Source organism: Hydrococcus rivularis NIES-593 (genome assembly GCF_001904635.1).
GTDB classification, from domain to species: Bacteria; Cyanobacteriota; Cyanobacteriia; order Cyanobacteriales; family Microcystaceae; genus Hydrococcus; species Hydrococcus rivularis.
The window spans coordinates 67,886-85,294 of sequence record NZ_MRCB01000017.1; the positions used below are offsets into that span (position 1 = coordinate 67,886).

The 17,409-nt window shown below is 46.2% G+C and carries 17 protein-coding genes; 8 read left to right on the forward strand and 9 right to left on the reverse strand.

The features are described 5' to 3' along the window. Positions 1–165: 165 nt before the first annotated feature. From NIES593_RS14535 to NIES593_RS14575, 9 genes are all read right to left on the reverse strand, one after another. Complete coding sequence (locus tag NIES593_RS14535) at positions 166–462, reverse strand: response regulator transcription factor (RefSeq protein WP_342747365.1); 297 nt, start codon at positions 460–462, stop codon at positions 166–168. Between the two features lie 26 nt (positions 463–488). Then, positions 489–1,157, reverse strand: coding sequence for a response regulator transcription factor (locus NIES593_RS14540; protein WP_073600262.1), 669 nt, complete (start codon positions 1,155–1,157; stop codon positions 489–491). Positions 1,158–1,159: 2 nt separating this feature from the next. Continuing rightward, complete coding sequence (locus NIES593_RS14545; protein ID WP_073600263.1) at positions 1,160–2,668, reverse strand: sensor histidine kinase; 1,509 nt, start codon at positions 2,666–2,668, stop codon at positions 1,160–1,162. A gap of 152 nt (positions 2,669–2,820) precedes the next feature. Beyond that, entirely contained in the window at positions 2,821–3,924 is a 1,104-nt protein-coding gene (locus NIES593_RS14550; RefSeq protein ID WP_073600264.1) for a tetratricopeptide repeat protein, read from the reverse strand. A gap of 18 nt (positions 3,925–3,942) precedes the next feature. Beyond that, positions 3,943–4,671 (reverse strand): 16S rRNA (uracil(1498)-N(3))-methyltransferase, encoded by a 729-nt coding sequence (locus NIES593_RS14555; protein WP_073600265.1) that lies wholly within the window; start codon positions 4,669–4,671, stop codon positions 3,943–3,945. A 91-nt stretch (positions 4,672–4,762) separates the two neighbouring features. Next, positions 4,763–5,737, reverse strand: coding sequence for a malate dehydrogenase (mdh, locus tag NIES593_RS14560; protein WP_073600266.1), 975 nt, complete (start codon positions 5,735–5,737; stop codon positions 4,763–4,765). 26 nt (positions 5,738–5,763) lie between these two features. Continuing rightward, positions 5,764–5,982 carry an NAD(P)H-quinone oxidoreductase subunit O gene (gene ndhO, locus NIES593_RS14565; RefSeq protein ID WP_041393063.1) on the reverse strand — a complete coding sequence of 73 codons (219 nt, stop codon included), beginning with the start codon at positions 5,980–5,982 and terminating at the stop codon, positions 5,764–5,766. A gap of 433 nt (positions 5,983–6,415) precedes the next feature. Then, positions 6,416–6,796 (reverse strand): DUF7682 family zinc-binding protein, encoded by a 381-nt coding sequence (locus tag NIES593_RS14570; protein WP_015143584.1) that lies wholly within the window; start codon positions 6,794–6,796, stop codon positions 6,416–6,418. Between the two features lie 33 nt (positions 6,797–6,829). After that, entirely contained in the window at positions 6,830–7,039 is a 210-nt protein-coding gene (locus NIES593_RS14575; RefSeq protein WP_073600267.1) for a hypothetical protein, read from the reverse strand. 102 nt (positions 7,040–7,141) lie between these two features. Between NIES593_RS14575 and NIES593_RS14580 the strand changes: the two genes are divergently transcribed. From NIES593_RS14580 to NIES593_RS14620, 8 genes are all read left to right on the forward strand, one after another. Continuing rightward, positions 7,142–9,721 carry a M1 family metallopeptidase gene (locus tag NIES593_RS14580; protein WP_073600268.1) on the forward strand — a complete coding sequence of 860 codons (2,580 nt, stop codon included), beginning with the start codon at positions 7,142–7,144 and terminating at the stop codon, positions 9,719–9,721. Between the two features lie 194 nt (positions 9,722–9,915). Further along, positions 9,916–10,866, forward strand: a complete 951-nt coding sequence (locus tag NIES593_RS14585) for a homogentisate phytyltransferase (protein ID WP_073600269.1) — start codon at positions 9,916–9,918, stop codon at positions 10,864–10,866. Further along, positions 10,863–13,133 carry a hypothetical protein gene (locus NIES593_RS14590; protein ID WP_073600270.1) on the forward strand — a complete coding sequence of 757 codons (2,271 nt, stop codon included), beginning with the start codon at positions 10,863–10,865 and terminating at the stop codon, positions 13,131–13,133. Before NIES593_RS14585 ends, NIES593_RS14590 begins: the two co-directional genes overlap by 4 nt. A 363-nt stretch (positions 13,134–13,496) precedes the next feature. Continuing rightward, positions 13,497–14,036: a phycobiliprotein lyase gene (locus NIES593_RS14600; RefSeq protein WP_073600272.1), complete on the forward strand. Its 540-nt coding sequence runs from the start codon at positions 13,497–13,499 to the stop codon at positions 14,034–14,036. Between the two features lie 181 nt (positions 14,037–14,217). Then, entirely contained in the window at positions 14,218–14,772 is a 555-nt protein-coding gene (locus NIES593_RS14605) for a phycoerythrin subunit beta (protein WP_073600273.1), read from the forward strand. 74 nt (positions 14,773–14,846) lie between these two features. Continuing rightward, the gene (gene cpeA / locus NIES593_RS14610; RefSeq protein ID WP_073600274.1) at positions 14,847–15,341 is read left to right on the forward strand and encodes a C-phycoerythrin subunit alpha; all 495 of its coding nucleotides are present in this window, start codon (positions 14,847–14,849) and stop codon (positions 15,339–15,341) included. Positions 15,342–15,505: 164 nt separating this feature from the next. Continuing rightward, entirely contained in the window at positions 15,506–16,114 is a 609-nt protein-coding gene (locus NIES593_RS14615) for a HEAT repeat domain-containing protein (RefSeq protein ID WP_073600275.1), read from the forward strand. A 159-nt stretch (positions 16,115–16,273) separates the two neighbouring features. Beyond that, positions 16,274–17,407 carry a TRAP transporter substrate-binding protein gene (locus tag NIES593_RS14620; protein ID WP_073600276.1) on the forward strand — a complete coding sequence of 378 codons (1,134 nt, stop codon included), beginning with the start codon at positions 16,274–16,276 and terminating at the stop codon, positions 17,405–17,407. The last annotated feature ends 2 nt before the right edge of the window (positions 17,408–17,409 follow it).

The window sequence follows — 17,409 nt, forward strand, 5'->3', positions numbered from 1 at the left end:
AACCTTTAAAATTAGGTAAAAAATTCAGATTGAGTTAATCATAAAAAGTTTTTCTATATTTGAGAGCAAGACCAATGGATTGCTATAAAAAAATTAGCTATCAGCTAGGGGTTAATGGTTGATAACTGTTAGCTAACAGCCAAACAATTTTTTTGAGAATTATGCTTATTTCATCAAACTCGAACTGAGATGATTGCGAACTCGCGCTAGCAAATCTTGAAAGCGAAAAGGCTTGGTTAAGTAGTCATTCGCCCCATATTGTAACCCTGCCTTTTTTTCTGCAACGTCATCGCGAGTGGTTACGATAATGATGGGAAGTTGTTTTCCTTGCTGGCGAAGTTCTGCTAGTACCGTCCACCCATCTTTGACGAGAAGCCCTAAATCCAACAAAAGCAGATCAAATTTATCGCTTTGAGCCATCAGCACTGCCTGTTCTCCATCTGTAGCGATCGTTGATGAAATTTAAGACATTAAATTTGGAGGCGATCTCATCCTCGCAATCGATAGCCCATACCTCTAACCGTCTCGATTGAGTCGCTGCCTAACTTTTTGCGCAAATAACCCACGTATACATCAACAATATTCGAGCCGGGATCGTAATCATAACCCCAAACGCGATCGAGCAGTTGCTCTCGACTCATCACTTGTCCTTGATGACGAAGCAAAGTTTCTAAAAGGCTAAACTCTCGCGCCGATAGTTCGACATCTTTTCCCGCAACCTGTACTTTGCGGGTACGCAAATTGAGAACGATTTCGCCAATCTTCAATTCCATTTCTTCTTTGATGGCGACTCGCTGCTGACTTCGCAGGCGCAAGCGAATGCGTGCCAGCAGTTCTTCAAAGCGAAATGGCTTGGTCATGTAGTCATCTGCGCCGCCTTCGAGTCCGGCTACTTTATCATTGATATCGTCGCGGGCGGTGAGGATAATAATCGGTATGGTTGCCCCTTGACCGCGCAATTCTTCGAGTACCGACAAACCATCTTTGCCAGGAAGTCCCAAGTCCAACAGCAGCAAATCGAAATTATCGCCCAATGCCATCGAGATAACTTCATCGGCATTAGTGGCAACTACGGTAGTAAATCCGTTGGCACGCAATCCTTTTTCAATAAAAGCAACGATGCGCGGTTCGTCTTCTGCAATGAGAATGCGATTCATATTCATTTTCTCCTGAATTTCTCTTGAGGAGGTTCTAGGGGCAACACGAGGGTAAAGGTCGAACCAATTCCTAGTTGGCTAACCAGTTCCACTCGACCGCCATGTGCCTGTGCGATCGCTTTTACAATAGATAATCCCAACCCCGAACCATCCGAACGTCGGCGGCTGTTGCTAGCGCGGGCAAAGCGTTCAAAAATTCGTTCTCGATCGCACTCAGCAATTCCGACTCCGGTATCGCGCACCCACAGGCGAACGTAGTTGGATCCGATCGCGGTTCCGATGGCAATGGTATCCGTTTCAGTCGTATACTGGACGGCATTTTCAGTCAAATTCATCACTGCTTGCGTCAGGCGCTGGCGATCGCCGACAATGAGACCTGTCGCTTGTGCGTCCAGTTGCCAGTTACGATCGGCTAGGGCAGTGGCTTTGGTGTAGAGTTCCTGCGTCAGCAAGCTAATGTCAATTGTCTCCAATTGGAGACAATCGGGGCGTTCTGACTTTGCCAATAAGATTAAGTCATCGACTATGCGGTTCATGCGATCCAACTCATCGATTACTAATTCGATGGTTTCCCGTTGTTCTTGGGGATCGTCGCCTATGAGTTCTAGATGACCTCGAACGATCGCGATCGGGGTTCGCAGTTCGTGTCCCGCATCATTAATAAAGGCTTTCTGAGTCGTCAAAGCAGCTTGAAGGCGATCGAGCATTTTATTAAAGGTTGTCGCTAGTTCCCCCATTTCTCCACTGCTTTGTACGGGAATTCTTTTATTGAGATTTGACTCGCTAATCAAACGGGCTGTAGAGGCGATCGATCGCAGGGGTACTAATATCTTTCCAGAAGCTGCCCACGCCAGAATTAAAGCCAAGACTAAACCCACCAGCAAGACATAACAGACAATAATAATGACTTCCGTAGCTTCTTGAATTTCTCCCGCTGTCGTATGGGCAATTACCAACGCGCCTCTTGCCTGTCCGTCAATTATGACAGGTGTAGCCAAATAGAGAATGTTGCCGAGTTCTGGATCTGAGGTTTTCTCTTCGCCTTGCTCTTTTTTGGTCAATTTTGCCCAACGTCGCATCAGTTCAGACTCTTCCTGCAACAGTTCGGGTCGTCCTCTAGGGCTGGATCGGTAGAATCGACCGTTGAGAAACGTAATCAAAAAGGTATCGTCTTCAGGAATCTGGCGGTAGAGAAATTCTTGGAAAATTTTCTTAAGATCTCCTTCGGTAAATGTGTCCGAGTCTGAAGATCGTTGTGCTACGAAACTCTCAAAGGTTTCTAGTTCCTCGACTAAATCTTCTCGAACTCGCGTATCTACTCTATTGAAGACCAACTCGGAAAAGATGGGGACTGAGATTCCGATAAAACCTGTCATGAGGATGCCATACCAGGCAAAAATGCGATTTCGCGTCTCCCAAAGAAATCCTCGCTCTCGGATCGTTCGCTTTTCTTTTGCTTTCTTTGTTAGAAAATCGCGCCTGTTAGCAGACTCGTTTGCCCCTACCGTCATGACTTTCCCTGTTTTTCGATGTCGTCGGGTTTTAGTCTATATGGTAAAGGCATGAATGGGGGATGTCAGTCCCATCGAACCATGCCGACAAGACTCGTATTGAGAATTTCACTTCGGCAATAAGGAAAATAGTAGAAATAAGTGGAATAAAATCACCGGATTGGCTTCGGAGTGCGAGAAGAACTCAATAATACTAGACCGCTATACAGTTGGAAGGTGTTATCCCAGTCGGTTTCTTCTCGACGAAATAGATCGATCTGCGGATCGATGAGTTTGAGCGTATCTGAAAAATCTCTTGCCATGTCTGCAAAAGCTTTAAAGTCTGACCAGACAGGAATGGTTGCAAGTTGCTGCTGCAAAAATTGCATTAGACGATCCCACTTTTGGATCAGCGTCGTTTGTCCGTCGACAGACTGTTGTCGATCGAAAACGATTATCCCTTCGTGAAACTGATATCCTCGATCCCATAGCCGCACAATGGTATTTTTCCCTGGTAAATGTAGGTCGCAGACTTTGACGTAATCCTGAATCTGCGTTTTGCGTATAAGTCTACCCCTGACATCGCGATCGACGCATTTTTCAAATAAGGGAAGTAATGCTTCTACTCGCTGACTCACTTGCGACCAATCGAAATCGATCGCTACCGAGCGACCATTTTTATCTTGACAAATAACCGTAGGTGTGGTATAGACGGATTGAAAGTATCGAGCCTTGTAGACTGCGATCGCGTTAATTCGGCTAATTGGCAGGCAGAAACAGGGAATTTCTGCGGCTGCGATTGCAGTACTATAAAATCGCAGTTCTCCCATAGAACCCGTGCGATATAACCGCCAAGAGCGAGTCGGCAGTTGTAAGCGAGCGATATAGGGGTCGAGATTCATAATTTTGGCAAATTTTTTGGCAGCGCTTTGCCTCAATTCGGGGTCGATCGCTTCTAGCACTAACACGCCTGGTTCTTGACTCCCCGGTTCTGCCATGGCGCGATCGCGTTCTTGCTGTCGTTGTTGCCGTTCGATTTGGACTAACCGCTCGATCCCCTGACGAGCTTGGGAGATAATTTTAGGGTTGGTAGCATTGCACAACACTTCCCGATATCCTTGCTCTGCGACCGCTAGATTGCCGCTAGCTTCCGCTAGGCGAGCGCTATAAAATGCAATCCAAGGATGATCCGGTTCCTGCTGTTTTAGGTCTTGTAGTAATCGGTCGGCACGTTCGCAATCTCGACGCTCGATCGCCTCGACAACTCGTTCAAGCATGGGGTTAGTCGTTAGTAGTTACTGGTTAGTTATGGGTTGCTCGACACTAGCAGCAACGACAGACACAGCCACAATCGGAGCGGTTATAGCTCTTAGGATCCGACGACCGAGAGAAACTGGAGCAAAACCAGCCGCGATCGCTCCTTTTACTTCTGCTTCCGTCCATCCGCCTTCGGGCCCGGTGGCAATGACGAGATTGTTTTTTGGCGGTTTCTCCCGAAGGTGGGTTAGTAAGTGGTTGGCTTCTATGCGAGTAACACAAATATAGCGATCGGTTTCTAAATCGTCCACTTCTATTAAAGCTTTGGCAAAGTCAATCGGATCTAAAACCACTGGAACGATTTGCCTCTCCGACTGTTCGGCGGCTTCGGTGGCGATTTTGCGCCAGCGTTCCAATTTATTCGTGCTGGGGTTGAGTAACGTGCGATCGCTAATAGTTGGCATAAAAGCCGTTGTCCCCAATTCGGTGCAGCAGCGCACGATCTCCTCAAATCCATTGCCTTTGGGCAAGGCTGTCATTAGAGTTACGGCAATGGGTAATTCTGTAGACTCGCTCAAAGGTTCGATAATCTGTGCCGACATTCCCACCAATCGAGCGATCCAAGATTTTCCCCGTCCGTCCATTGCCACAAAGCGATCGCCCTCCCGCAATCGCAAAACTCGACTGAGGTAATGTTGCTGTTGGGAAGTGAGATGAATTTGCTCGTTTTGTTGTTGTGCGGGGTCAATAACTAAGCGATAAACCATCGAAAATTCTGCTGCGCGAGTTCAAAAAATGTGGCTCGATCGCAATCTTGCGATCGAGCCACAAATACCATCTTAGTATCTATGTTTTGTTTTATCCCAAGACTTCCATCGCTACCTTAATGTTCTGGCGAACCGAGTCAGCCGAAGCGTGCAATGCCTTTTGTTCTTCATCAGTCAGCTTTACTTCTAAAATACTCTCAACCCCGCGACATCCCAGGCGACAGGGAACGCCGAGGAAAATATCGTCTAAACCATATTGTCCTTGGAGATAGGCAGCCGCCGGGAGAAGGCGAGACCGATCGCGCAAAATTGCCTCTACCATCAAGCAACCAGAAGAGGCAGGGGCATAGTAAGCCCCTCCAGTTTGCAATAACTTGACAACTTCTGCGCCGCCATGACGAGTTCGTTCTACTAACCGTTCGATCGTTTCTTCATCCATCAGTTCGGCAATAGGAACGCCTCTGACGGTACAGTAACGAGTCAAGGGTAGCATTAAATCCCCGTGTCCTCCCAGTACCATCGTACTGACATCGGCGGTACAGACTCCCAGTTCCATGGCAATAAAGGTTTGCAAGCGAGAAGAGTCGAGCACTCCTGCCATTCCCATCACTTGAGAAGCGGGAAGCCCAGTCGCTTTCCACGTCAGATAGGTCATCGCGTCTAAAGGATTGGTGATGACGATAAACTGAGCGTTGGGGGAATATTGAATGGCTTTTTTGGCTACGTCGGCTACGATCTTGGCATTGGTTTGGATGAGATCGTCCCGACTCATTCCTGGTTTGCGAGCAAGACCTGCGGTGATAACTACAATATCAGAACCGACAGTATCCTCATAGTTATTAGTGCCGATAATCTTACTGTCGTGTAATTCTATCCCTTGGGCTGCCATTAAATCTAGGGCTATTCCCTGGGGCAATCCTTCGACGATATCGATCAGGACGACATCTGCTAGATTTTTTTCGGCAATTCGCTGAGTTAAAGTTCTCCCCACGTTACCAGCACCGATAACGGTCACGAGAGGAGATTTGCAATGAGGTGGGGTGTATGAGGAAGAGGAAGCGTTCATAAGTCCGATTGATGATGAGTTAATACTCATTCAGTTAGTTCTAATTGATCGATGCGAAACCAAATGTTCGGTGTCGGTACGTAGAACTTAACCAGGGCATATTCTTCATTAAGATCGACAACTTCACCCTTACTTTCAAAAATGTATGAGGGAAAGCGCGTATCGCTTGCTTTTGCCTCTAGGCTATTTTCTAGTGTTTCCCGAACAACACGAACTAAAGCACCTTTTTTGATCTTACTTGCCATAGTTGTCATCGATTGGATGTTGCTAATTGTCTAATCTAAATTTTTGCATAAAAAAGTTAAGATATTCTACAAATAAATAATGGGAATTCCGATTTAACTGGAATTCGGCGATTGTAAATCTTAGTGACAACAAGTTTTTCTGAGAAAATTGCCGATAAAATTTAATAATTAATTGCAAAATTTAATCTTTATTTGAATTGATAGGATAGCGAACAATTTTCTTATGTAATACGAAGTCTAACCGATCGCATCCTTAATCATCAAACAGAAGCGATCGGGAAAAACAGTGTAATACTATTTCCCCCTAACAATTACGAATTAAGGGCGAACCTAGATAAATGTTCCCGCCGCCAAGAAAGTTGAGCGAGTGCGGTCTTGGGGGGTTTCCCATGAACAACTCGCGTCGCCCTCCAAGAATTGTTTCGATCGCCGATCAGCCGCCCGGTTTACAGACGTTATAATCTTCGTGAGAAACCACTGCTTCTGGTGCTAGAAAGTTGCCGCAATCTCGGCAGAGCAATCGGTAATTGCGAGTAACGGGGATACTGATAACAAAGCGATCGTGCCTCAATCGCTTGCCGCGAAAGTCCCGGTAATTTCTTTGATTGGCCAGCCCTTGCATAATTTCGCGGGCTTTAACGACCACATTTTTAGGTAACGCCCTCAAATCGATGGGATCGCCGTCGAAAGTTGCATCCCAAGCATTTTTTTGCTGTCTTTTTTGTTCCCGTTCGACTTGCTCTCTGGCACATCTATGGCAAACTTGACCGTAGCCTCGATGACCGCAGGGGAAGATCTTTTTTCGTCTTGACATAGAACTGCGTGCGAGTAGAATCCGGTATTTTTTCTAGCTCATTAGCTGTTTTAACGGCTGCATCAGTTTTGACTGACAGACGCAAGCAATTAGTTCGATTTTCGGCACAATGAATGCGATTTCGACATTGAGCGATCGCTCAATGTCCGATTCATCCCAGTTGAAAAAAGCTATATCTCTAGGATACAAGTTGCGATAGTCGATCGCTTGCGCAAAAATGCCAGATTGTAGATCGCAAAGCAATTCTCATTGTGAAATAACTTGATGAAAAGCTCGACAAACAGCTTTGAGCCTTCTAATGTTATGTTTAATTGGGTAGACAAACTCGAACGCTAAATTGACGCTATGTTACGCTCCTACTTCGATACGGAAGATAACGAACGCAGACCCTTCGAGTTACCGGGGGCAAAACCGCACTACAATCCAGATCGCCCCGGACAAGTCAACCATATTTTCCTAGATTTAGCCCTCGATATTCCCAACAAAAGCGTTGGGGGAACTTGTACCATCACCTTAATTCCCGTGAGAGAGGGAATTAACCAGCTAACCCTCGATGCAGTCGATTTACAAATTGACTCGGTATTGGTCGATAATGTCAGTCAACCCTTCGACTACGATAGACAACAGCTAACCATTCGCCTCCTCAATCCCACAGAGAATAAACCGATTCAAATTGCGATCGCCTACCGCGTCGAAAATCCCCGACGCGGACTCTATTTTATCTCCCCAGACGAACATTACCCCAACAAACCCATCCAAGTTTGGACGCAAGGGGAAGATGAAGACTCTCGTTTCTGGTTCCCCTGTTTCGATTATCCTGGTCAATTAGCCACCTCAGAAATTCGCGTTCGCGTCCCCAAACAATTCCTTGCCATTTCTAACGGAGGACTCGTTGGTGTAGAAGAAGTCGGGGAAGACAAAATTTATCACTGGTCGCAAAAACAAGTCCATCCTACCTATTTGATGACCCTGGCAGTAGGCGATTTTGCTCAAATAGAAGACAAATGGCACGGGATTCCCGTCACCTACTACGTAGAAAAAGGACGGGAAGCAGACGGTCTTCGCAGCATGGGAAAAACCCCTCGCGCGATCGAGTTTTTCTCTCAAAAATTTGGCTATCCCTATCCCTATCCCAAGTACGCCCAAGTCTGCGTGGATGACTTTATTTTTGGCGGGATGGAAAATACTTCTACGACTCTACTGACCGATCGCTGTTTGTTGGACGAACGCGCTGCGATCGACAACCGCAATACAGAAAGTTTAGTCGTTCACGAACTCGCCCATCAATGGTTTGGAGATTTGGTCGTCATCAAGCATTGGTCGCACGCTTGGATTAAAGAAGGAATGGCGACTTACTCGGAGGTTTTGTGGACGGAATCCGAATACGGGAAAGACGATGCCGCTTACTATCTGTTGGGAGAGGCGAGGAACTATATCGATGAAGATTCCTCTCGCTATCGTCGTCCTATCGTCACTCACGTCTATCGAGACGCGATCGAACTGTACGACCGCCATTTGTATGAAAAAGGGGCTTGCGTCTATCATATGATTCGCACGATTTTGGGCGATGAATTATTTGAGAAAGCCATTCATACGTTTGTGCGAGATAACGCCCACAAGACAGTAGAAACGGTCGATTTGTTGCGGGCGATCGAAAAGGCAACCGGATATAATTTAATGTTCCTTTTCGATCAATATGTCTTCCGAGGCGGTCATCCCGATTATAAAGTTGCCTATGCTTGGGATGGAGACAGTAATTTAGCCAAACTAACAGTAACTCAAACCCAAGCCAAAGAAAATAAAAATGCCAGCAAAAGCGAATTATTCGACCTAAAAATTCCCATTGGTTTTGGCTATATTAATAATCCAGTGCAATTGAAAACTTTTACCCTACGCATCCATGAGAAAGAACAAAGTTTTTATTTTCCGCTAGAGAAAAAACCCGATTTCGTTAGCTTTGATGCCGGAAATAACTTCCTCAAAACCGTCACTTTAGAGTATCCAATTCCTGAATTAAAAGCCCAACTCAAATACGATCCCGATCCGATTTCGCGGATTCATGCGGCGGCAGCTTTGGCAAAAAAAGGCGGATTAGAAGTGATTGAAGCCCTCTGTGATGCCTTGACTCAAGATCCTGTTTGGGGCGTTCGCGTAGAAGCGGCCAAACAGTTAGCTAAAGTCAAATTAGACCAAGCAGGAACGGCTTTAATGAAAGGATTGCAAGATGAAAATGCCAGGGTGCGTCGCGCGGTAGTCGAAGCATTAGGAGAAATTAAAACGCCCGAATGCTATGAAGCCTTAAAAAATGTATTAGAGAAAGGCGATGCCAGTTATTATGTTGAAGCGTCAGCCGCCCGCAGTTTAGGAGGAATAATATCGGGAACTTTCAAAGAAAAGGAAGGGGAAGTTATTGACTTACTCAAGAAAGTTTTAGAAGAACGTTCCGGTTGGAATCAAGTTGTAACTTCCGGTGCAATTGGTGGATTAAGTAATCTCAAAACTTCTTCTGCCGCTGTCGATATTATTCTCGACTATACCAAACTTGGAATTCCTCAACCTTTGCGATTGGCTTCTATTCGTGCGTTAGGCGCAATTTCTGTCGGTCAAACTCCCGATAAAGTCGAGGCAATTTTAGAACGATTAGAAGCGATTTCTAAGGAAAGTTTCTTCTTGACTCAAGTTGCGGTTACTTCTGCTTTGGGACAAATGGAAACGCCTAAAGCTATTGGGATCCTTCAATCTTTGGCAGAACAAACGTCTGATGGAAGAGTCCGTCGCCTGGCAGAAGAAGCTGTTGAAAAAGTGCAGAAAAACTTGGGTTCCGATAAAGCCATTAAAGAATTGCGGGAGGAATTAGAAAAAATTAAACAAGAAAATCAAGAACTCAAAAGTCGCGTCGCCGAATTAGAAGCAAAAGCAAAATAAGTTTCAAGTTTCACTCACCTCAAGCGGCTGCTATCTCGATCGCAATTCTTAATAACTTAATTAAAAACTAGCGCTTCGATCTTCTAAATGTCTATCTTTCCTAAGATAGATTAGTGCAGTTTGCCATAAATCTAATATCAATGTATCGTGTTAATTTGAGAATGGCTTAAGATTTATAGCGGCACATCTAGCTCATGAGTCAAATTTCTTCAACTACTACCAAAAATCTCTTACAAAATCCTATTTTGTGGCTACACAGTCTTTGGAAATTTTCTCGTCCTCATACCATTATTGGTACTAGCCTTAGCGTTCTTGCTTTATATATAATCGCGATCGCAAACCTTGAGAATTCTGTTAAATTAGAAAATTTATGGCAACTTTTAGGAACTTGGATTGCTTGTTTGTGCGGCAATGTCTATATTGTGGGATTAAATCAACTAGAAGATGTTGCTATTGACGAAATTAATAAACCTCACCTCCCGATTGCCGCAGGAGAATTTTCTCGAAAACAAGGACAGTTGATTGTGGGGATTACGGGGATATTGGCGTTAATTTTAGCGGTATGGTTGGGAAGTTGGTTATTAGCAACGGTTAGTATTAGTTTAGTTATTGGTACGGCTTATTCTTTAGCGCCAATTCGCTTAAAAAGATTTCCTTTTTGGGCAGCATTATGTATTTTTACCGTGCGAGGAGTAATCGTTAATTTAGGACTTTTTTTGCATTTTAGGAAAACTTTACAAGGGCAAGAATCGATCCTTCCTTCTGTGTGGGTATTGACGTTATTTATTTTGGTATTTACCGTAGCGATCGCAATCTTTAAAGATGTCCCAGACATGGAAGGAGATAAGCAATATAACATCACGACTTTTACATTACTTTTGGGCAAGCAAGCCGTATTTAACCTCGCTCGTTGGGTAATTACCCTATGTTATTTGGGAACGATCCTAGCTGGAATTGGACGAATTCCGGGCGTAAATCCAGGGTTTCTCGTTCTTAGTCATGGAGGCTTGTTAATATTGCTGTGGTGGCGGAGTTGGGAGGTAGACTTGGAAAATAAAAACGCGATCGCGCAATTTTATCAATTTATTTGGAAGCTATTTTTCCTGGAATACTTATTCTTTCCTATTGCTTGTCTTTTGCAATGAAAATTCAATACTATTGCTTAGCCATCTTAGCATCGATCGTTGGCGGTTCTAAAGCTCCTGCATCCAACGCGATCGATACAACGAAACTATCGGGAAATATTAGCTTAACCCTGGAAAAGGGATTATGGAAACCTTGGCAGGAAAAACCCACTTATCAGAATATAACCATAGATCTGGCTTGCGACAGAGGTCAGTGCGAATCGGAAGCTTGGGCATATGCCCCTCAATTCAATCAAGATGTGGATCATCAGGGAACGGTTGAAGTTACCCGTTTAGATAATGTTTGGCAACTGAAAGTCAAGCTGAAAATTCAATCTCATCCCTGGCAAAAAACTCCCTTTCAAGAAGCCGATTATATTATCGAACTAATTCCCCATCAAGGCAAACTCATCGGCAGTTACGCGGGCAAGTTCAACAATCGTTCTCTGGGCGGCAAAGTCAGCGGCACGACTGCTCCCCATTGGCCCAAACCCATTGCCAACTTTCAGCCAGTTCGTCCTCAAGAACATCCCCGATTAGTTTTCCGCAGCGACGAACTGCCAGCCCTGCGAGAGAAAGCAAAAACTCCTACAGGGCAAGCAATTCTGGCTCAACTAAAACGAACCCTCGCTCGACAAACAATTTATTATGAAGGTTACGTCCCCAATGGCGGGTATCACGCGGCAGGATACTGTTTCCTGTCTTTGTTAAATCAGGACAAACAAGCAGCGGAAAGCGCTTGGCAAATCGTGGAAAATTCCATGAAAACGCCGGGGAAGAGATTATTTGAACAGGGTCCCATCGTCGCGGGAGTCGCGATCGCCTACGACCTCTGTTACAATACTTGGAGTAAAGAACACCTCAAAAAAGTTACCCGTTGGCTAGCAGGTCAGTCAGTCTGGCTACTTGAGGGAGACACGCCCAAAAGGGGTTGGAACAGTAATGATTGGAGCAATTGGAGCGCTAGAGCGCGGAGTGCAGGCGGATTAGCCGCCTTAGCGATTCTCTACGAACCTGACGAATTTTTCTCTAGATTTCTCGACGTTCGACGACTATCAAAGATAGCAGAACGCCGGATCGCGCGTTATCTGACCATTGCCGTTGGCGATCGCGCCTTTGGAACCGAAGGCGATCACTATACAACGGAACCTTGGGTTTTAAGCCTTCTCCCCTACCTACAAGCTTACCGCAATGTCGTCGGCAAAGACCTAGTGAAAGGGTCGAATGCCGAATGGTTTTTGGCGCAATACATGATGCGGATAGTTGAAAGAGGGAACGAGTTAGCCGTCCCCACCTATGGGCGGAGTCGTCGCTATGCAGGCGAATCGATATTTGCTCTGGGAATGGGAACTGTCCCAGAACGATTTCTGCCGGGAGTGAAATGGATGTTCGGTCGCCACTTTGGCATGGAGGGGAATAAAACCTTCGGCATCAGCAGTCCCTGCGAAGCTGCTTTTGTTCTCAAAGGATATCGAGAAGATATTTCTGCTAAAAATCCTGGAGAAATTTTGGATCGCGTCTTGGCAGACGAACAAAAAGGCTTCTATGTCTTCCGCAACCAATGGCAAGACAGCAAGGATTTTGTTGCCAGTATCTATCTCAAGCGACAACCATTGAGGGGTTCTTGGTCGTTTCCCGATGTAGGAAGTTTTCGGATTTGGGGGTTAGGGGGACGTTGGGCAAATCCCGGCATTTCCGATAAGGACGGTCAATGGACGGATGAAAATGTGGTAGTCATGCCCGACACGAGACCGTGGAATTCTGCTCAACCGACTTTCTTTCTTTCTAGCGACAACGGTTCGGGAATCGTCAGCTTGAGAAGTGACGATAACGTGCTTGAAAATAGCAACCCTCCCGTAGGGATTGGCTTAGTGCGATCGTTTGCTGTCGATTATAGCGGTTCGTCGGGAGCGCCCGGACTATTTGCAGTAGTAGATAAGTTTGTCGGGTCGCCAGAAGCAAAGGAATTTCAGAATAAAATTTGGGTGATGCATACGGAAGGAAAGGCAAAGATTGAAGATCGCACCTTTACTATTGAGGCTGCCAATGGCGCGACCATGAAAGGAACTTTTGTTGCACCTTCGCAAGTAAAAATCTCCTATGAAAAAACCAAATCTGGCGGGAAAATTTTGGCGACGGGCGGCAATGAGTTCTTTGTCGTGATGACGGTTCGGAAAGGTCAAGCCCCGCCAGTAAAGATTTCTGGAGAGGGGTTAGATGCGATGGTTCGCATTGGCAAGCAAACCGTTCACTTCGGGCGCGATCGCATTTTTTTGGGAGTCTTTTAAGTTTCTCTGGAAAACTCCAATCCTGGTTGAGTTGTTCAGAGCAATCGAGTTTTATATGCAAGCGATCGCATTACTACGAATCATACCCTGATTCAGCAAGTCCTAAATTAGTAGTTATGGTGCAATGGGGCTGGAACTATTTCACTCGCGGACGCGGCGCTCGTCTGGTTACGGGAGAAGATACTTTACTAGCTCTAAAGCAGTGCATCCTACTCATCGAGTATCTTTTTAGAAAATCTAGAGGAAATGCTCAAGGAAGGTTTTGATGTGTTATGATATTAAGAATTATAAATAACTTATAGCATGACTTGACAAAAACGTCATGTTATACACCGACAAAATAAGAATGAGGTTCTATCTATCATGACATCCGTGCCGCTCGATCGATTATCCTTAGAATTATCAGTCGTTGAGTTTTTCGGGCAATCTGCTGGAAGATGGAAATCCCAACGACGGTACTATACCCTCAAGCAGGATGTCGAACCTCAAGAAGTCGTCAGTCTTCTAACCATTCGGTTTTTAGATCGAGGAGCGCCCGAACTGATCGAATTGGCGCAATTGCACGAACTAGAAGATGAAACCTCCCTGATTTGCGGAACCGAAGTAACTTGGGAAAGTAATTACACCAGAACCGTTCGCAAGCCATCGGTTGGGTCTACTATCTTCGGCGTAAAGGGAAATATTTTATATCGCGATCGCGGTTTTGCAACTACCGAACCCGTCATCGCTACCTATTCTTTTGTCAATCCTAAAACGCTGTGCTTGAGAACTGAATATGGCGGATCGGTCTTCGAGGAAGAGATCAAGCTGATTGGCAATAATTACAGAACTCGACAGACAATTATTTCGCGCTCCGGACAAGAACTCACCATCGGTCAATATCTGGAGAAACGAATCGCTTAAGCGTTTAAAAGTCTCAAAGCCAGTCTGAGCCTTCAAGATCCTAAAGATTACAGATTGTTACTTTGTTTTTAATAAATGAGACGAGAGGAACGCTCGTTGAGTATTTTCTAGATCGATTGGTCAACGACTGTTGCCCAAACCCAATAACAAAGTAACTTTTTCTAAGATTAAGGAGAGCTCAATGCTTGACGCTTTTTCCAGAGCAGTAATTAATGCTGATAGCAAAACCGCTTGTATTGGTGGCGAAGAATTAGCTTCTCTGAGAAGTTTTATTGCAGAGGGGAACAAACGCCTAGATGCAGTCAACGCGATCGCCAGCAATGCAAGCTGTTGCGTTTCTGATGCTATTGCTGGGATGATTTGCGAAAACACCGGACTGATTCAAGCGGGTGGAAACTGCTATCCCAACCGTCGCATGGCTGCTTGCCTGCGGGATGGAGAGATCATCCTCCGCTACGTGACCTACGCCTTGTTAGCTGGCGACGCTTCCGTACTCGACGATCGCTGCTTGAACGGTCTCAAAGAGACCTATGTGGCTTTAGGCGTACCTCTCCAGTCCGCCGCTCGCGCTGTTTCCATTATGAAGGCAATTTGCGTCGCTCACATCAACAACACCAATAAAATGTACGAAGGAACGAGTAAGTTCCGCAAGATGGATACCCCTCAAGGCGATTGCTCCGCTCTATCTGCCGAGTGCGCTAGCTACTTCGATCGCGTTATAGCTGCTCTGAGCTAAGTCAATGCTAATAGCGATCGACCAATTGAATTGAAACAAACTGTCAAAAATAACTATTCTGGAGAAATCGGAACATGAAATCAGTTGTGACGACTGTTATTAGCGCTGCTGATGCAGCAGGTCGGTTCCCCAGCGGCTCTGACCTAGAATCGGTTCAAGGGAGCATCCAGCGTGCAGCCGCTCGTTTGGAAGCTGCTGAAAAGCTAGCTGCTGGGATCGATGCCGTTACTAAAGAAGCGGGCGATTTAGTCTTTAAGAAGTTCCCTTACCTCAAAGAAGCAGGTCAAGCAGGCGAAAATCAAACCAAAGTTGACAAGTGCTATCGCGATATCAAGCACTATCTGCGCTTAATCAACTATTGCTTGGTCGTCGGCGGAACTGGCCCTCTCGATGAGTGGGGAATCGCCGGACAGCGCGAAGTTTATCGCGCTCTCAACCTGCCTACCGCTCCTTACGTAGCAGCATTTGAATACACCCGCGATCGCGCTTGCGCTCCTCGCGACATGTCTCCTCAGGCGTTGGTTGAGTTCCGCGCTTATCTCGACTACGTTATCAACTCCCTGTCCTAGGGAAGCGGCTCGATCGATCTAAATAGTCAGGTTTAATTCAGTACTTGAGGACTCTCAGTCGGTTGCTCTGCCTTAATCGGGTTGTGCGATCGACCAAGAGTCCTTTAATTGTGTTGTAACTTATAAGTTATGAGTCATCACTAATAACAAACAACAAATAACCAATGACAGATTCTCTATTTGAACAACTAAAACACCCCAACCCCCACATGCGAGAACGGGCAATGCGAGAACTTGCCGAAAACCGCGATGAAAATACAATTTCTCGCTTGATGGGCATTCTCGGCGATGAAGACGTGCCCTATCGACGAGCTGCGGTAGTGGCATTGGGCGCGATCGGCATGGATGCCGTACCTTCCCTGGTCGAGTCCTTGCTCAATAGCGACAATGCAACTATTCGGGGCAGTTGTGCCAAAGCTTTGGCACAAATCGCCGTCAACCATTCAGACGTTCCTTTCCCCAGCGAAGGCTTGCAGGGATTAAAAAAAGCTATTAATGACCCCAATCCAGTGGTTCATATCGCCTCCGTGATGGCTCTGGGCGAGATTGGTTCTCCTGCTTTCGATATTTTGGTTGAAGCCCTCAAAACTACAGATAACCCTGCGGTAGCGGTGACAATCGTCAACGCACTCGGTTCCATGGGAGACGAACGGGCAACAGAAGTCCTGGCGACCCTGAGCAAGGATGAATCTGCCGATTCCTACGTTCGCGAGTCAGCAACAAGCGCTTTATCCCGTTTGGAGATGGTAGGTAAATATCGGGGCGCGAATTAACACTTCCACGACAGCACTCACTAAGTATTCGCTTCGTCCGTTAAAGTCGCAACCAAGCGGTTACTCATCAGTTAATAATAACTGCTTCTATTTGCCTGGTGTAACCCTCTGGTGTATCTTGATGAACATCATCATGCGATCGGGCATCAAAAAAGACTTATGGAACGTCGAGAGTTATTAAAAACGGTAGCTTATGGAGCGCTTGGAGCTACGACAGCAGGAGTAGTTGCCGGATGCAATCGAGCAGCACAAACCAATGCGCCTACAACCACTGCGGATGCTTCCTTGCCTACTATCGAGTGGCAGATGGCAACAAGCTGGCCCGTATCCCTCGATACTATTTATGGTGGAGCCAAAACAATTGCCGATCGCGTCGCAGCAATGACAGGCGGTAAATTTAAGATCGTACCCCGTGCGGCTGGCGAATTGGCTCCTCCACTCGAAGTATTGAACGTAGTATCTCAGGGCGCAGTGCAATGCGGTCATACTGCCGCTTATTACTATGTCGGGAGAAGCCCGTTTACCGCCTTTGGTACATCTGTGCCATTTGGGTTGACCGCCCAGCAGCAAAACGCCTGGCTGTACGAAGGTGGCGGGCTGAAACTATTGCAGGAACTGTACGCTAAAAAGTTCGGTCTCATACAGTTTCCGGCAGGCAACAGCGGCACGCAGATGGGGGGATGGTTTCGCAAGGAGATCTCAACACCAAGCGACTTGCAAGGACTCAAAATGCGCATCCCCGGACTCGGCGGGCAGGTAATGGGCAGACTCGGCGTGACGGTGCAGAATTTACCTGGCGGCGAAATCTTCCAAGCGCTACAAACAGGAGCGATTGACGCGGCTGAGTGGGTAGGTCCCTACGATGACGAAAAGTTAGGATTGAACCGAGTTGCTAAGTTCTATTACTATCCGGGTTGGTGGGAACCCGGTTCCACTTTTGAGGTGCAAGTCAACCTCAATGAATGGAAAAAGCTGCCAGTGGTCTATCAAGAAATCTTCAAGTCAGCAGCTTATGAAGCCAACACGACCATGTTGGCTCGCTACGATGCTCTCAACAATGAAGCACTGCAACGGTTGCTAAAAAGCGGCGTTCAACTGCGCCCGTATAGCGACGAGATCATGGCAGCAGCAGAAAAAGCGGCGTTTGAGTTGTATGATGAATTCGCTGCCAAAGATGCCGATTTCAAGACGGTTTATGATGAGTGGAAAGCATTCCGCGATCGCATCTACGCATGGAATAATCGCAATCAATCGAGTTACGAGCGCTTTGTTTACTCTAAGCTCAAGTCGTGAGT

Coding starts and splice junctions, on each gene's coding strand:
- NIES593_RS14540 (WP_073600262.1), bottom strand. CDS start 1,157: ATGAATCGCATTCTCATTGCAGAAGACGAACCGCGCATCGTTGCTTTT.
- NIES593_RS14600 (WP_073600272.1), top strand. CDS start 13,497: ATGACATCCGTGCCGCTCGATCGATTATCCTTAGAATTATCAGTCGTT.
- mdh (WP_073600266.1), bottom strand. CDS start 5,737: ATGAACGCTTCCTCTTCCTCATACACCCCACCTCATTGCAAATCTCCT.
- NIES593_RS14555 (WP_073600265.1), bottom strand. CDS start 4,671: ATGGTTTATCGCTTAGTTATTGACCCCGCACAACAACAAAACGAGCAA.
- NIES593_RS14545 (WP_073600263.1), bottom strand. CDS start 2,668: ATGACGGTAGGGGCAAACGAGTCTGCTAACAGGCGCGATTTTCTAACA.
- NIES593_RS14570 (WP_015143584.1), bottom strand. CDS start 6,796: ATGTCAAGACGAAAAAAGATCTTCCCCTGCGGTCATCGAGGCTACGGT.
- cpeA (WP_073600274.1), top strand. CDS start 14,847: ATGAAATCAGTTGTGACGACTGTTATTAGCGCTGCTGATGCAGCAGGT.
- NIES593_RS14585 (WP_073600269.1), top strand. CDS start 9,916: ATGAGTCAAATTTCTTCAACTACTACCAAAAATCTCTTACAAAATCCT.
- NIES593_RS14580 (WP_073600268.1), top strand. CDS start 7,142: ATGTTACGCTCCTACTTCGATACGGAAGATAACGAACGCAGACCCTTC.
- NIES593_RS14550 (WP_073600264.1), bottom strand. CDS start 3,924: ATGCTTGAACGAGTTGTCGAGGCGATCGAGCGTCGAGATTGCGAACGT.
- NIES593_RS14605 (WP_073600273.1), top strand. CDS start 14,218: ATGCTTGACGCTTTTTCCAGAGCAGTAATTAATGCTGATAGCAAAACC.
- NIES593_RS14620 (WP_073600276.1), top strand. CDS start 16,274: ATGGAACGTCGAGAGTTATTAAAAACGGTAGCTTATGGAGCGCTTGGA.
- NIES593_RS14590 (WP_073600270.1), top strand. CDS start 10,863: ATGAAAATTCAATACTATTGCTTAGCCATCTTAGCATCGATCGTTGGC.
- ndhO (WP_041393063.1), bottom strand. CDS start 5,982: ATGGCAAGTAAGATCAAAAAAGGTGCTTTAGTTCGTGTTGTTCGGGAA.
- NIES593_RS14615 (WP_073600275.1), top strand. CDS start 15,506: ATGACAGATTCTCTATTTGAACAACTAAAACACCCCAACCCCCACATG.